Source organism: Phycisphaeraceae bacterium (assembly GCA_020851465.1).
GTDB lineage: Bacteria > Planctomycetota > Phycisphaerae > Phycisphaerales > Phycisphaeraceae > JADZCR01.
On sequence record JADZCR010000017.1, the window covers coordinates 1 to 14,628 of the forward strand.

A 14,628-nucleotide genomic window follows, 5' to 3' on the forward strand; every position below is an offset into this window, starting at 1 on the left:
CACCGCGGCGAATCACGTCGAGGTGACCGTTTGTGAATGGGTCAAACGTCCCGGGGAAAACTGCGATCTTGGGCTTGGAGGCCATAACAAGGCGAGTATAAGGGATTTTACCCTTGCTCAGGAGGACCCGTGCGCAGCGCGAGTGACAAATCTGAAGTTCGGGTGGAAACGGGGGGAGATGATAGCCTTTCCATCAGCGAATTGACGCTTTAGGCGTGCCGCACAAATAGTGCGCGAGACAGCAGCAGAAGCCAGCCCACGACCACAATGATGGCAACAAATGACGGAATCATATAATTAAGCATTCCGCCCATTTCCTCCAGTTGCGGATTCACTGCTAGTGCAATTATGACAGCTATCTCCAGGACTACGAGATGCCACAGCGCCGCGAGAATGCTAGGGCGTCCACTGAACCACAGCAGTGTCCAGTAGATCAGCCCAAGCGTTCCGAACCCGACCAGTGAACCGACCAGCCTTCCATCGCTTCCTCGGCTACACCAATAGGCCAGCACCGCGGCGACGATGGCGAATGGCCAGATCCACCACTTGAATGCGGATGAGTGCGCCTGCGTTACCATACGCTCTTCCCAATGTTTTTCAGAGTACCCATGCTGGGATCTTTAGATATTTTGTTGTCAGGCGGACACCCCAGATCGGCACCATGAATCCGCTCAAAGAACTCAGATTTCCCCATGTAATCGCCGTGATCATACTCTTCAAAGTCACCTGTCGATGGAAGCGTATAGCCATTGATCACGGCACCCGGAGCCAGTCGCGGGGCGTCTTGGCGAGTACGGTTTCGGCCATGTCTCCATGATGCGCACTGCCACGGATAGTTCAATCGAGCGGTGGATTTTGACGCCGTCGTGAGGCGGGCGACGTTTCGTCCAAAACGCCAACATTTGAGGTATTTTCGCCACTCTCCCGTGGATGGCTTGCGCATCCACCGGCGCGGTTAATGGCGTGTTATTGCATGGCCGGGGCTACCTGCCCCATGAGGCCGGCGTTTCCGCCCGCGTTGGGCAGGCGTCTCGGCCGCCACCCCTTTCGGCACACCGCCGGAAAGGCCCCGCCATGCTCCTCCGCAAAATCCCCGCCTCCCGCATCAACCCCGCGCCTTACAACCCCCGGAAGGATTTGCAGCCGGGCGACCCCGAATACGAGAAGCTCGCCAAATCGATCGACCAGTTCGGCTGCGTGGAACCCTTGGTCTGGAATAAACGATCGGGCAACCTGGTGGGTGGCCACCAACGCTTCAAGGTGCTCCAGGCGCGCGGCGACACCCACGTCCAAGTCAGCGTGGTCGATCTTCCTCCCGACCAGGAAAAAGCCCTCAACCTGGCTCTCAACAAGATTTCCGGCGACTGGGACCCCCGGAAGTTGGCGGAGCTGCTTGAGGAGCTGACTCAAGTCCCCGAGTTCGACCTCGGTCTGACCGGGTTCGAGGTCACCGAAGCTCAGGACCTGATCGACGAGGTCCTCCGTCCTCTAGACGAGAACCGAGTGGAAGACTTCGATGTCGAGGCGGAGCTGGCGGCGCAGCGCCCGCTGGTGACCAAGCCCGGGGAGATGTTGGAGCTCGGCGACCACCGCCTCCTCTGTGGCGACTGCACGAAGGTGGAAGACGTGCAGAAGGTGATGTCCGGTTACCCCCGGAAAGCGGTGCTCTTCGCCACCGATCCGCCGTACCTGGTGGGCTACGACGGATTGAACCACCCCAGCAAGAGCACGGACAAGAAGAAGCAGAAGAACAAGAACAAAGACTGGTCTGACTCCTACGGCGTTACCTGGGACGACGCGGACGCGAACCCCGAGCTGTACGAGAAGTTCATCGGGGTCGCCATCGCCGAAGCCGTTTTTCCGGGGGCGGCGTGGTACTGCTGGCATGCGAGTCGTCGTCAGGCCATGGTCGAGGCGGCGTGGCAGAAGCACGGGGCGTTTGTTCATCAACAAATCTTGTGGGTGAAGGACCGGCCCATCCTGACGAGGTCGTGGTATCTCTGGCAGCACGAGCCGTGCTTCTTTGGGTGGGTGAAGCCCAACAAGCCACCGCGAACCAGCGATGACTTCCTGCCCACGGTCTGGCAGATTCCCACGGTGGCGGTGGGGGCGAAGACCGAGCATCCCACTTCAAAGCCCGTCGAATTGTTCGCCATCCCGATGCGGCAACACACGAAGCGCCGGGAGGTCTGCTACGAGCCCTTCGCCGGCAGCGGGAGCCAACTCATCGCCGCCGAGTCTCTAGGCCGGCGCTGCTTCGCCATTGAGATCAGCCCGCGCTACTGCGATGTCGTGGTCCGAAGGTGGATCGCCTGGGTGGGCGAAGCCAAGGCGCCCTCGGAATTGCTGAAGCGTTATCGCATCAAGAAGGAGGGCCGATGATGAACCCTTCCAATTCTCAACCCGAAGATGGCACCGAGCCGCCAGGCCTGCTGGAGCTGATCCGCAAGATCCACGCGGGCACGGTGGTCCCACGCACGCTGACCATCGAACAGCGCCGCGCCTGCGTCGAGCATCTGACCGGTGAGGGATACACCGTCGTGGAGATGGCGCAGGTGCTCAAGGTGGACGAGCGAACGATCGCCCGGGACAAGGTGGCGATTCAGCAGGCCAACGCCATCGAGCCGAGCCCCCAGTTGGTGCAACAGATCGTGGGGCGGCTAGCCAGTGAGGCGGAGCTATGCATCAGCCGCATCCGCCGGGTTACCCGCGACAAGGACACCCCGGCGGCGACAAAGGTCGAAGGTGAGCGGGCGTGCTTCCAGATCCTGGGCGCGCTGACACATCACCTGCAGAGCCTGGGCTACATGCCCACCGCGGCGCAGCGGCTCAGCGCCAACGTCTTTGTCGAAACTCCCACCGACGCCGCCATCCTGCAGGCTGAATGGGAGCGCCTCCAAGCCTTGACCCAAGACGTCGCCGGCGCCGGCCTCGACCCCAAGATTGGCCTGGTCTTCCGTCAGCTCCTTCAAGACCCCGCAAACCCAGAACCCCCGGAACCCCCGGCAACCTCGCCTTCCAAGTCTTCGGACTCGACAGAGGCGGATTCTTGCGAGGGCGACCGCGAGCAAGGAAGCAAGCCATGAATCCAACAACATCTCACCGACAATTCTTCGCGCAAAAGCTCCTGTCCACCGTCCGCCGCGATCAGGCGAGGCAATTCCTCGAGGCTTTCGGCCGCATCTACCTCCCGAAGTACTTCCAGCACCCGCCTTCGAGCATGCACAAGGAGATGCTCCAATGGCTGCAAGAGGCAACCCGGGAGCGTGGCCAGCGGATCGCGGTAGCCGCACCCCGTGGCCACGCCAAGAGCACGTTGGTCAGCCTCACCTACGTGCTATGGTCGATCTGCTTCAAGACCGATCCCTTCATCCTGATCATCTCCAGCACCACGGGTCAGGCGGAGGACCTCTTGAGCCATCTAAAGGTGGAGCTCGAGGGCAATGCGCTCCTGCAGGCTGACTTCCCCGAGGCGTGCGAACTGCCCAGCAAGCCCGGAGGCCCCCCTCGCTGGAAACAGGGCGACATCATTACCCGCAGCGGCATCCGCGTGGTCGCCTTGGGGGCCAGCAGCCGGGTCCGCGGCAGGCGGCACCGGTCACACCGGCCGACGCTCATGATCCTCGACGACCTCGAAGGCGACGAGCACACGGACTCTCCCTTCCGCCGCGCCAAACTTCTTCACTGGTTCGAGCGGGCGGTGCTGAAGGCGGGAGAAGCGCAGACCAACGTGGTGGTCGTAGGCACGCTCCTGCACTATGACTCCCTGCTGGCGCGGCTCATCGACCCCCGGAAGTCGCCGCGGTGGAGGGGGAAGAAGTACCAGGCGGTGACGGCGTGGTCGGCGCATCCCCATCTCTGGGAGAAATGGGAATCAATCTTCCACCACCGGGAGGAGCACGAGGGACAGAGCGGTCCAGATGCAGCGGGAGAGTTCTACCGGGAGCACGAAGACGAGATGCTCGAAGGCACCCAAGTGCTTTGGCCCCCGCATGAGAGCTACCTGAAGCTGATGGAGGTTCGCGCCGAGAACCGGCCGGCTTTCGACGCCGAGAAGCAGAACGAGCCGATTGACCCGGCAGACTGCCTGTTCCGGGACGAGGACTTCCACTACTGGGACGACCAGTACGCGGATGCCCAAGAACTGATCACGACGATCCGTGCCAAAGGCAGGGCCCGAATCTACGGTGCCTGCGACCCCAGCCTGGGGAAGGCCGGCCGCCACCGCGACGACACGGCCATCGTCACGCTACTGCGGGACGACAAGACCGGCATCCTGTACGTGGTGGATGCGGAGATCAGGCGGCTGGTACCGCACGAGATCATTGCGACGATCATTCAGTACGAGAGGGCTCGCTCCTTTAACTGCTTTGGTGTGGAGGCGGTGCAGTTCCAGGAGGTGTTAGCCGATCAGCTCTACAACCAGGCGCGGATCGAAGGCGTCTGCCTTCATGTCCAGAAGATCCACCACACCACCGACAAAATCGCTCGGATCCAGAAGCTCCAGCCCCTGGTCAAGATGGGCACGATCCGCTTCAGCCGGCGGCATCGGCTGCTCTTGGATCAGCTAAGGCAGTTCCCCAAGGCGGCGCACGATGACGGGCCGGATGCGCTCGCCATGGCGGTGGACATTAGTGACCGGATCTGGATCGGGCCGCAGCGGGTGGGGGTCTAGGCGTGCCCATTCGCTTACCCAACCCATAATGAAACCTATGCTTCTCAGGCGTGCGCAGGCTAGTTCTCGTTCGATATAACACGAATTTAGCCACGAATCGGCCTTGCTATCCGTCGCGATATCGACCCTATATGTCCAGCTGGATAACTACCCCGCTGGAGCTAACCCGTGCCCCAAGCAGCCGTATCTCCCAAGCGTTTTCAAGAAGGCATTACATCCGCTGGCGACCAACCCCGCTTCGCCGTTGGTTACCTTCGCCGCTCGACTGACCGCCAGGAGCAGTCGATCCCTGACCAGAAGAAATCCATTGAGCAATACGCCGAGCAGCACGGCTTCAAGACTCTGCGCTTTTACACCGACGACGCCATCAGCGGTACCAGCACCGTGGGGCGCCGGGCGTTCCAATCGCTTATGGCCGACGCCAAGAGCCGCACTTGCGACTTCCGCTTCGTGATCGTCTACGACGTCAAACGCTTCGGCCGCATCGACAACGACGAAGCGGGCTTCTACCGCCATACCCTGCGCACCTGCGGGATCGAGGTGAGGTACGTCACCGAGAACTTTACCGGCGACCGCACGGACGACCTCCTTCGCCCGGTCAAACAATGGCAGGCCCGAGAAGAATCCAAGGATCTTTCCAAGGTGACCATCCGCGGCCTGCTCTCCAAGAGCGAAAGCGGCGCCTGGATGGGGGGCGTTCCACCCCTAGGCTATGACCTCCGCTACCAGAGCGAGTCGGGCAACTTCATCACCCACGTCCGCCACATGCCCGATGGCTCAAAGCAGCTCTTTGATGAGCAGTGGAAGCGCCTGCGGTCCTTGGGCAGAGGCGAGAGCCTGGCCGTCTCCCGAAAGGACCGCTGCTTCCTGGTCCCCAGCGAGCAACCCCGCCAAGACGCCGTGCGCGAGATCTTCCGGCTCTACGTGGAAGAGAACCGCGGCTTCAAGGCGGTTGCCGACGCGCTTAACCGTGCCGGCATCCCCAGCCCACGCAGCGCAGCTTGGTCCGAAAGGATGAAAGGTAAGTGGAGCACCACGACGGTGCGTGCAATCTTGGTCAACCCCGTCTACACCGGCGACATGGTCTGGAATCGAAGGACCGACGCCCGGTTCCATCGCATCGTCGAAGGGCAAGCCATCCAGAGAGAAGACGTCTACGCCAATCGCTTGGAGCCCAACGAAGAGAGCGATTGGATCGTGGTGCCCGACTCCCACCCGGCTCTAGTCAACCGACGGATCTGGGAACTGGCCAAAGCAAAACGTGAACAGCAGGAAACCTCCAAGCAGCAGCGGGGGATCAACCCACGCACAGGCGAAAAAGCCGGCAAGCTCGAACCGGGTGGCTCAATGGGTGGCTGGACAGGCCCCAAGGCCAAGTACCTGCTCTCGGGTCTAGTCACCTGCGCCAAGTGCGGGAACCGCTACGAGGGGCACAGCCAGTACCTCAAGGGTTTTGACGAAGAGGGGAAGCGCAAGCGTCACCTGGGCTATGCCTGCGGCGGCTATATCCGACACGGTGCGAACACCTGCCAGATCGGGCGAATCGGCAAAGAACAACTCGAAGACTTGGTTGTGGCGGTGGTGCTCGACTTTTACGGCACCTACACGGGCAAGAACGCGCGCGACAAGATCGCCAAGGTCTTTGCGGGAGAGATGGGAGGAGAGGTCAGAGAAGTAGGCAAGATCCGCCAGCGATACGAGGAACGGCTCCAACAGATCGAACAGACCGTGCGCAACCTGCTGGACAATATCACCAGCGACAATCGAAGAGCAGCGGATCGACGACTGCTCGAATTGGCGGGCGAGCGGTCGGAGATTGAGCAGAAGCTCGATGACCTCAAACATCTCGCACTCAGCACAACTCAAGCCAAAGAGCTGATCGAACACACTGCGCGGTTCATTGCGGGTCTCAAGACTGCACTCATCGAGGCGCCGCTTGATCAGCGCCAAGCTGCCATCCGCCGCTGCGTGGACACCGTGGTGATTGACTATACGGCGGGCAAGGCCAGGCTGGCTCTGCGCTCTCTTCCGACCGTGGCAGGCAGCTCTACCGCGCGAGAGGTTGAGCATATCGAGGCGAATCTGTGCATATCCCCCGCAACTGCAGAACAGGCGAATGACGCACCTAAGCGCAAATAAAATGGCTCCTTACGGAGCCAGTTATCGCATATCGTTCGCGCTGGACAATACCCCCTAGGGGAGTCGAACCCCTGTATGCAGACTGAGAATCTGCTGTCCTGGGCCACTAGACGAAGGGGGCGTTGAGACCACGAATCGTAGCTATTTCACGCTCCTGGTCAACCTTGTATCGCTTCATTACGGCTCAGATCGTCAGACGGGCTTTCAGCGGTTTCCACGAACAGACGAGGTGAAATCCCACTGCGAACTGTCAGGCCAGCCGAATCAGTTGGTCCGGATCAATGGACAGATTCTTCAGCTCCGGCTGGATTTCTTTCCAGAAGCGTTTCGCGTCAGCAGCGTATCCAGCGGTCGGGCTGATGTGCGGAGCATGAGTGAGAAACCACGCTTGAAAGCGTGACATGAGCAACTCTCGCGTGTACTTGCTCACCATGCTCGCTAGTGCTACGGGCATGTGTTGCTGTTCCGAGTCCACTTCAAAGCTGATGGTCATGGCGCGTGATGTTTTTATCGCATTGCTGTCTATTGTTTCATGGATTGATTTCTTGGGCTGTGTCGCGCGCGGAGCTTTGGCTTCCAGCCGGTAGCTGCTGATCGCAGGAGTCTCGTTGAGGATGGTCAGGCTCGCTTCGGGAAAGGTCATCGACAAAAGCTCGCGGTAATGCATTCGTCCTGATTGTCGATCTACCACTACCCTCGGGTGGCACTCCCCGAAGCGATCCCAGATCGAGCGGAGGTGGCTGGCTACAAAGGTGAAACTCACCGCAGCTTTCGATCGTGTCGCTGAAACCATTTGATTGAAGCGATCCTCAAAGGTGACTGCGGCACCCAGATCCAGAACATTCACTCCCGCTTTCCGGATAGAGCCTGAAAGCAGACTGCGCGCGACTGCTATTTCACCTTCGGAGCATGTGCGGGGTAGAGATTCCCACGGCCTGTTTTCAGATGCTGCATACCAGGGCAAGTGATCCAGCTTGTGATGACTTCTTTCACCCAGCGAGTCAAGCCATTCGCTTACGTTTGCGCATTTAATACCCGCCTGTGCTGCGAATGCGAGGGCACCTCGTTCCAGATGTTCGATCGACTTGAGATGGGCTTCGCAGAACGATGGAGTATTTTCGCGACTGGAAAGGGGTTCCGTATTACCTTGTAAAGAATCAAGGCAGACGGCGGATTCATCGCTGCCATGTTTCCTTGTGGATGAGACTTTTGCAGCGGTAGTTGTTTTGGCTTTGCGTAATTTTTTAGAATCATTGACCGCGATGCGACCCTTCCGGTTTGTCAGGTCGCGGCAGACAGCATCCGCGAGCCGGTTCCAGAGCTGCGGCCCCGTAAACTCATGGATGTCCGTGTCGGAAGAATCCACGGAGAGATGCGGGATACCCAGAACCATGCGACCAACGAGCAGCGGACCAAACATAGGGCCGTATCCTGCTTCGTCAATGCCCGCGTAAACGTACATTTCAATCCTCTGACGTGATCATTCTGCCGCCGGTCCTGCCGAACTGGAATCGGAGGCGAGACGATTCTCGCTCCTTGACGAGGCGGCGGGTTCGATCATATCGGCCGTAGAAACATTTGCACCTCTTTGTGCGACTATTATGATGCGATGATGCTGACTCGCTTTTCAGCCATTGCTTCTCTGTTCGCATGGGTCGCGCCTGTGATGGCGCAGGATACCGGCCACGCCGAACGGAGCGACGGATGGCTTGGCGCAGTGTTTGCGATTGTGCTGGTGTTATGCGTAGCTGTGGTGGCGTTGAAAAGTTCCAAGCGAGGGCATCAGGATTGAGTTTCTGTTCCGCTTCATGAAAATAGCTGTGCAGTAATCGCGGAAAGATTCACTTACTCGAAAAGGAGAGCCGTCATGAACAAGCGGTCGTTAGGCGCACTGATCGCGCTGAACATCGTACTGGTGGTTGCATTGGCACTGGTGAGTTTTCTGCCTCAGCCGGCGGCGGCGCAGGCGTTTGGCAGGGCGCAATACATCATGGTCGCGGGCAGCGCCGTGGGGCGCGAGCTCGAATCGGTGATCTATATCATCGAGCTCAATACCGGGCGAGTCGCGGCGATTATCTTCCGCGGCAGCGATAATACCTTCGAGCCTATTGCAGGCCGAAACATCATGGAAGACTTAAACTCTGGAAAGCGTTGATTGTTATCCGTGTGATGATCTCTGATTTCACTGAACCCAAACATCAAGCGTTAAGGAACGCACCATGAATCGCATCCAACTTGCCTGCTTCGGATTGCTGACCTCTGCCTTTGTCCTCTCAGGAATCTTGCTGAGCGTACTGCCTGCCCGCCTCGAACCGCGTGCCAATGCGGAGTCACTCGTGGTGAGCCGGGATAACTTCACGATCATGACCGCCAAGACCCGCCAGAATGAAGAGTCGCTCTTTGTTCTGGAGAACTCATCGCAGAAGATGATCGTTTACTCGGTAGATCTTGGCCGTAAACGGATCGAGCCTTCCGGAGTTGCGGATCTGGCGAAAGTTTTTGGAATTTCCGATAAGTCGAACCGCAACGATAAAGGCGGGCGAGGCAGCCGGTGAGCAGGGGCATTTGGCCCGACATTCGATAAGATTAGAGAAATTCGATGCACGCCCCTGGTGTCATGGAGTCACCGGGGGCCGTGCTGTTTTCGAGTCACCCTATGACTTCACCAAGCTATAACGGGAATGATATCGACGCCGATCGTATCGCCGCACTCGGTCAGCGCGTGCTGGCCGGACATCTGCTATCGCGTCAGGAAGCCAGGGAGATCGCAGCTGTTCGCGGCGAAGACCTCTACGATCTCTTCTTCTGGGCAAACAAAATCCGCATCCGGTTTGTGGGACGTCAGGTGAAGTTCTGTTCGATCGTGGCAGCCAAGGTGGGTAATTGCAGCGAAGATTGCGGATATTGCTCGCAAAGCAGACATCACAAAACCCACGTTGCGCCGGCAAAGCTCACCGTGGATGAGATGATCGGCGCGATGGACCAGGCACTGTCGAACGGAGCTAATTCGTTCGGCATCGTCAACTCCGGACGCGGACCAACCGATCGAGAACTCGATTGGCTTGAGCCGTTCTACAAAAATGCGGTTGAAAACGGCAAGATTCGCCCGTGTGCGACGCTGGGGGAGCTTTCCCCTGAACACGCAGCCCGGTTGAAAGGCATGGGTGTCTTGCGGGTGAATCACAACCTTGAGACATCGCGCCGACATTTTGATCAGGTTGTTTCCACGCACAGCTACGAAGATCGTGTACGGACAATCGAAAACGCCAAGGCGGCCGGCTTATCGGTTTGCTCGGGTGGGATTTTCGGGATGGGTGAGGACTGGGAGGATCGCATTGACATGGCCCTCGATCTGCGGCGACTCGGCGCAGATGTGGTACCGATCAACTTTCTCAATGCAATCGCGGGTACACCGCTGTACAAGAAGCAGCCCGACCTGACGCCGATGGAGGCACTGCACATCATCGCACTGTATCGCTTTTTATTGCCTGATAAAGAGCTGAAGATCGCCGGTGGCCGGGAAAAAATCCTGCGGGATATGCAGAGCTGGATGTTTTTTGCGGGAGGCAGCAGTTTCCTGATCGGCAACTACCTTACGACCTTTGGTCGCTCGGCGCAGCAGGATCATCAAATGCTCGCGGACTTGGGTATGCCGTTCGAGACGTTCGATGAAGTCGAACATGAAGCGGAGCCGGTGATGAGAAACGCGGGACCAAGACAGGTTGCTCTACCAGTGGTGGGGTGAGCAGAGTTGGGTTCCAGCGGGTCGAGTTTTGTCCGGTGCAGGGCGGATAAGCCCCTGAGACAAATCTATTTTTCAATCCGCCACGCCAGTGCGTAGTCCCACTCCTCGTCGAGCTTATCCTTCCGCGTCACTTCGATGCGATACCGTCCGCGCGGCAGATTTTTTCGGTAAATCAACTCAACATTGTCGATCGAGCTGGCGGACTCATTCAGTACTTTCTCTCTGCCTTCGTCGTCTATCGCTACGAGCCGCAGATCGAAGTCGGCCAGACGCGGTGAATGATTCCAACGGGTGATGCCGGTCATCAGATCGGGAACTCGGCGGCCGTCGATCCTGCGGTTCCATACCAGCATGAGCGATGTTTCAGCCAGATTTTCTGAAGCCTCGAATCGGTAGCCGTGCGTCTCTCCGAGCTTCAAGGGTTCAAACGCCCAGCCATAGCGATTCTTCGCCACCTCCGGCTTGGCCTGACCCGCCATGAGAATGTCATACGCACGGTCGATTCGGACGATGCCAGCTCCGAGGAAGCTATCCAGTGGTTTACCCGGTTCCTGTTTCCATCCCGCGGTTCGCTCTGCGCCGGCCATCAACAGAGCCTTGACGACTTCACTGTGATGCGCGGGGTTGTCTGGGCCAAGTCTGTCAATCGCCTCCAGCAGTCTTGCGACACATGCTGCGACGATGGGTGTCGAATAGCTGGTTAGATTCATTGGTCCGACGAGGTCGGGCTTACACCGTCCATCACCGTCAAATTTCGTATAGCCACCGCTGCTGTTGGAGTCGGAGTTACCGACGGCAATCACGTTGTAAGCACTGGCAAGCAATACCGGCACGGGTGTGCGTTTGTTATTCACCCCGACGACCATGATGACGTTCTGCTGATCGATCGCGTAATCCAGTCGGTGCAGCACTTCGAGCGAGCCATTGCCCTGACCTCCGATCCAGCTATGAGTAAAGACACGGATAGGTGATCGGGTGGGCGGCTCACTGGTACCCCCGTGCAGAAACCCGCTGGTAAGCCAATGATTACTGTCGAAAAAATATCCCTGCGTCACACCCGGAGCCATCCCGCCGGGTCCGAAGATCAAACTCGAGGTCGCGTTCGAGTGGTCATTGGACTTGCTTGGCCCGCTGACGCCGATGAGCTCTACGTTTTTGAAGATTTTGTCGTTGCCATTGGGCATGTAATCGCCCGGCGAGCCTTCGACATGACCGACAATCACTCCGCTGCCGGTTGGTGTCAGTTCTCCCAGGTGAGATTCGAGCGTGGTCAAGCCGATGATCTCGCGTGGGGTTGGCGCGGGGGCTTTGGCAGTGGAAACGGGCGTAGCGTCACCGGCAAGCGTGCGCGCGGGATGAAGCTGCGTAACAACCGCCAGTCCTGCAACTGCGCCGACGACGATCGCCGCCACATTCCATAACCGATGCTGCCGTTGTCTCTTTCGCGTCACCCGTACTGCTCCGCGTCTCCATCTGTCCAATATTCAAACTACCGAAGAATACATCGGCCAAATTGCCGCTTTTCACGCTGCATTTGCATGGAGTTTATAGGTTCAAAGGTCGATTCAGGTTCGTCATTTCACCAGCATTGAGCGATAAAGATCGAGCGTATGGCTGAGTTGACGATCAAAGGTGAACCGCTGTCGTACCAGGTCCGCACCGGCACGTCCCATTTGCCGTAATTTTTCACGACCTTGAGCCAGAAAACGCAGACTCGCGCTGATGAACGCCTCACGGTTAATCTCCACGGAACAGCCGGTAACACCTTCAATGATTTGCTCGCTTGTACCGGCTGTGCGGGTGCGGAGGACTGGCCGGCCAGTGGACATAGCCTCAGTGTTGACGAATGAAAAACCTTCAGCCCCGGATGTGAGCAGAATCGCATCCGAAGCGCGATAGACGCCGCGCGGATCGCCGTAGGGCAGAATCGTCACGCGATCTTCCAAACCCTCTCGCTTGATGCGTTGTCGCAGCGCAGGTTCGTGCGGGCCTTCACCAATCAACACCACATGCAGAGCAGGTATGACATGCCGAGAAGCTTCGGCAAGATCGATCATCCACTCCTCATTTTTTGGATAGTCAAACCGTCCTATGAAACTGGCGACAAGTTTTTCCGCGGATAAACCCAGCTCGCGTCTCGCTGCCAGTTGATCGTCAGGCAACGACAAGGGGAATTTTGCGGGATCGATGCCGTGGGGGATTACGACGATCTGCGATTCAGGCACTCGAGCTTCGTCGATCAGCCATCGCTTCGCCTCGGATGACGCTGCATGGGTCACGTCACCGAAATTTGAAAGCAGCCGATTGACGCCTCGCAGCGAAATCCCTGTCACATGAAGGGTGAATAGCACCGGCAGGCCGAGCCTGCGTTTAAGGATTTTAGAGACGAGCGTCGTTCTCCGGTAATGGGCGTGGATGAGATCGATTTGATGATCGATGCAGTAGCGTTCGAGAACGGCTGCGCTTTTCCAGAGCGAGATCGGGCCGCGTTTGAGCGGCAGTTCGATCCATGGAAATGGCGCAGCTTCAAAGAGCGAATGCCACGCCCCGCGTTCACCGGCGACGGTCAGGTCGTGTCCCTGAGCCTTCATCGCCGTACACAGGTCGTAGATGTAACGGCTAAGTCCTCCGGCGTCCGAGCCGGCGGTCAGATGAAGAATTCGGAGGGGACGATCGGTCATGGGCATGCAACGTCGCGGCCCGCCGCTGCTCGATCAAATTGAGAATCACTTCATGAACAACTCGATCACGGGTACGGTCACGTTAGGCTTTTTCACCGGCAGGCGCAACGCGACGGTGTTGCTGGCAATCTCGGGGTCTTTGACCAGGGCTGTCTGCCACTCAGGAGGATTATGGACCTGAACCTCGGAAGCGTCATTCAAGAGCTGTGCATACTCAATTTTACCCTTGAAGCCATCGAGGTGAATCTCAACGAACGGCCAGGCAAAGACGTGAACGTACATGCGCTTGGTGTCAGGATTGTAGGTAAGTCGGCAATCCTGCGGGGCGCGAAACTCGGCTGGTGCCTGCGTACATCCGTAGATGCTGCGGCTGTGTCGGCGCATCCACTCACCCATACCGGTGAGCCGGTTGAGTGCGCGTTCATCGAACTCCCCACGACCAGTGGGGCCGACGTTAAGCAGAAGGTTTCCTCCTTTGCTTACCGTATCAATGAGCATCTGAATAAGCTGTTCGAGGCTTTTCCACGATTCCTCATCCCGATGGTAACCCCATGACCCGCTGAATGTCTGGCAGGCTTCCCACACGACGGGACGGCCTTCGTGCATGACCCATCCACGCACCTGAAATTGCTCGGGGGTCTTGATGTCCCAGCCCTCGGGCAGATCAAGCCGGTCATCAAGGATGACATGCGGCTGAAGCTCGCGGATCATTTTGTAAAGCTCCTCGGACCGCCAGGCTTCTCGCCCCTTGCCTTTGGTGAAGTCAGTCCTCGCGGCACCTGCCAGTGGCGGGTAAGAGAAGTCGAACCAGAGGATGTCGATCTTGCCAAACTGCGTGAGCAGCTCGCGCGTCTGTGCGTGGAGGAAATCAGCGTATTTGTTCTGGTCGCGGTTCAGGTTCATCTTTTCACGATCAGCATGCGCGCGGTACGGACCGATGCGATCGTCGATGACGTAATGCGGATGGTGCCAGTCGATGAGCGAGTGATACAGACCGACCTTCATATTCTGCGCGCGGAAGGCTTCAATCATGGGGCGCAAAAGGTCACGCTTGGCGGGGGTGTTGGTTGCTTTGAAATCCGAGTGCTTGCTGTCCCAGAGGGCAAAACCTTCGTGATGCTTGGTCGTGATGACGAAATACTTCATCCCCGCGCCGCTGGCGGCTTTTGCCCAGAGCTGCGGGTCATAGAGATCGGGATCGAAGTGCTTGAAGTACTTTTCATAAACTTCAGTGGGCATCGACTCGTTGTTCTGTACCCACTCATGTCGAGCAGCCAGGGCGTATGTCCCCCAATGGATGAACAGGCCGAACCGGTCATGGACGAACCAGCGGGTATCGCCAGGGGTCTTGATCGTCTCCAGCATGAGTTACTCCGCGTAAATAAGAG

General features: G+C 58.3%; 15 protein-coding genes and 1 tRNA gene. 8 read left to right on the forward strand and 8 right to left on the reverse strand.

Annotated features, from left to right (window positions below; all coding sequences use genetic code 11):
- The 3 genes from IT444_12650 to IT444_12660 form a co-directional block, all read right to left on the reverse strand.
- Nucleotides 1-85 (reverse strand): adenylyltransferase/cytidyltransferase family protein (locus IT444_12650; protein MCC7193618.1); only part of this gene is annotated, 85 nt, incomplete at its 3' end.
- A 124-nt stretch (nt 86-209) separates the two neighbouring features.
- The gene (locus tag IT444_12655) at nt 210-578 is read right to left on the reverse strand and encodes a hypothetical protein (protein ID MCC7193619.1); all 369 of its coding nucleotides are present in this window, start codon (nt 576-578) and stop codon (nt 210-212) included.
- Nucleotides 572-943 (reverse strand): hypothetical protein, encoded by a 372-nt coding sequence (locus IT444_12660; GenBank protein ID MCC7193620.1) that lies wholly within the window; start codon nt 941-943, stop codon nt 572-574. Before IT444_12660 ends, IT444_12655 begins: the two co-directional genes overlap by 7 nt.
- Before the next feature lie 131 nt (nt 944-1,074).
- Between IT444_12660 and IT444_12665 the strand changes: the two genes are divergently transcribed.
- The 4 genes from IT444_12665 to IT444_12680 all read left to right on the forward strand — a co-directional run bounded on the left by IT444_12665 (nt 1,075) and on the right by IT444_12680 (nt 6,814).
- On the forward strand, nt 1,075-2,382 hold the full coding sequence (locus IT444_12665) for a DNA modification methylase (protein ID MCC7193621.1): 1,308 nt from the start codon (nt 1,075-1,077) through the stop codon (nt 2,380-2,382).
- A complete protein-coding gene (locus IT444_12670; protein ID MCC7193622.1) occupies nt 2,379-3,086 on the forward strand; it encodes a hypothetical protein in 708 nt (235 codons plus the stop codon). Before IT444_12665 ends, IT444_12670 begins: the two co-directional genes overlap by 4 nt.
- Nucleotides 3,083-4,675 (forward strand): phage terminase large subunit, encoded by a 1,593-nt coding sequence (terL, locus tag IT444_12675; protein MCC7193623.1) that lies wholly within the window; start codon nt 3,083-3,085, stop codon nt 4,673-4,675. Before IT444_12670 ends, terL begins: the two co-directional genes overlap by 4 nt.
- A gap of 168 nt (nt 4,676-4,843) precedes the next feature.
- Complete coding sequence (locus IT444_12680; GenBank protein ID MCC7193624.1) at nt 4,844-6,814, forward strand: recombinase family protein; 1,971 nt, start codon at nt 4,844-4,846, stop codon at nt 6,812-6,814.
- Nucleotides 6,815-6,862: 48 nt separating this feature from the next.
- On the opposite strand, the gene IT444_12685 is transcribed toward IT444_12680, so the two are convergent.
- A tRNA-Glu gene (locus tag IT444_12685) sits at nt 6,863-6,935 on the reverse strand.
- Between the two features lie 129 nt (nt 6,936-7,064).
- Complete coding sequence (locus IT444_12690; GenBank protein ID MCC7193625.1) at nt 7,065-8,276, reverse strand: hypothetical protein; 1,212 nt, start codon at nt 8,274-8,276, stop codon at nt 7,065-7,067.
- A gap of 147 nt (nt 8,277-8,423) precedes the next feature.
- On the opposite strand from IT444_12690, the gene IT444_12695 reads away from it, so the two are divergent.
- The 4 genes from IT444_12695 to bioB all read left to right on the forward strand — a co-directional run bounded on the left by IT444_12695 (nt 8,424) and on the right by bioB (nt 10,559).
- Nucleotides 8,424-8,606 (forward strand): hypothetical protein, encoded by a 183-nt coding sequence (locus tag IT444_12695; GenBank protein MCC7193626.1) that lies wholly within the window; start codon nt 8,424-8,426, stop codon nt 8,604-8,606.
- Nucleotides 8,607-8,681: 75 nt separating this feature from the next.
- The gene (locus IT444_12700) at nt 8,682-8,969 is read left to right on the forward strand and encodes a hypothetical protein (protein ID MCC7193627.1); all 288 of its coding nucleotides are present in this window, start codon (nt 8,682-8,684) and stop codon (nt 8,967-8,969) included.
- Nucleotides 8,970-9,033: 64 nt separating this feature from the next.
- Nucleotides 9,034-9,369 (forward strand): hypothetical protein, encoded by a 336-nt coding sequence (locus IT444_12705; protein MCC7193628.1) that lies wholly within the window; start codon nt 9,034-9,036, stop codon nt 9,367-9,369.
- Between the two features lie 101 nt (nt 9,370-9,470).
- Nucleotides 9,471-10,559, forward strand: coding sequence for a biotin synthase BioB (gene bioB / locus IT444_12710; GenBank protein ID MCC7193629.1), 1,089 nt, complete (start codon nt 9,471-9,473; stop codon nt 10,557-10,559).
- A gap of 65 nt (nt 10,560-10,624) precedes the next feature.
- Here the strand turns inward: bioB and IT444_12715 are convergent, their stop codons facing one another.
- The 3 genes from IT444_12715 to IT444_12725 all read right to left on the reverse strand — a co-directional run bounded on the left by IT444_12715 (nt 10,625) and on the right by IT444_12725 (nt 14,605).
- On the reverse strand, nt 10,625-12,010 hold the full coding sequence (locus tag IT444_12715; protein ID MCC7193630.1) for a S8 family serine peptidase: 1,386 nt from the start codon (nt 12,008-12,010) through the stop codon (nt 10,625-10,627).
- Nucleotides 12,011-12,133: 123 nt separating this feature from the next.
- On the reverse strand, nt 12,134-13,240 hold the full coding sequence (locus IT444_12720) for a glycosyltransferase family 4 protein (GenBank protein ID MCC7193631.1): 1,107 nt from the start codon (nt 13,238-13,240) through the stop codon (nt 12,134-12,136).
- Nucleotides 13,241-13,285: 45 nt separating this feature from the next.
- Complete coding sequence (locus IT444_12725) at nt 13,286-14,605, reverse strand: alpha-L-fucosidase (protein ID MCC7193632.1); 1,320 nt, start codon at nt 14,603-14,605, stop codon at nt 13,286-13,288.
- Nucleotides 14,606-14,628 lie beyond the last annotated feature (23 nt).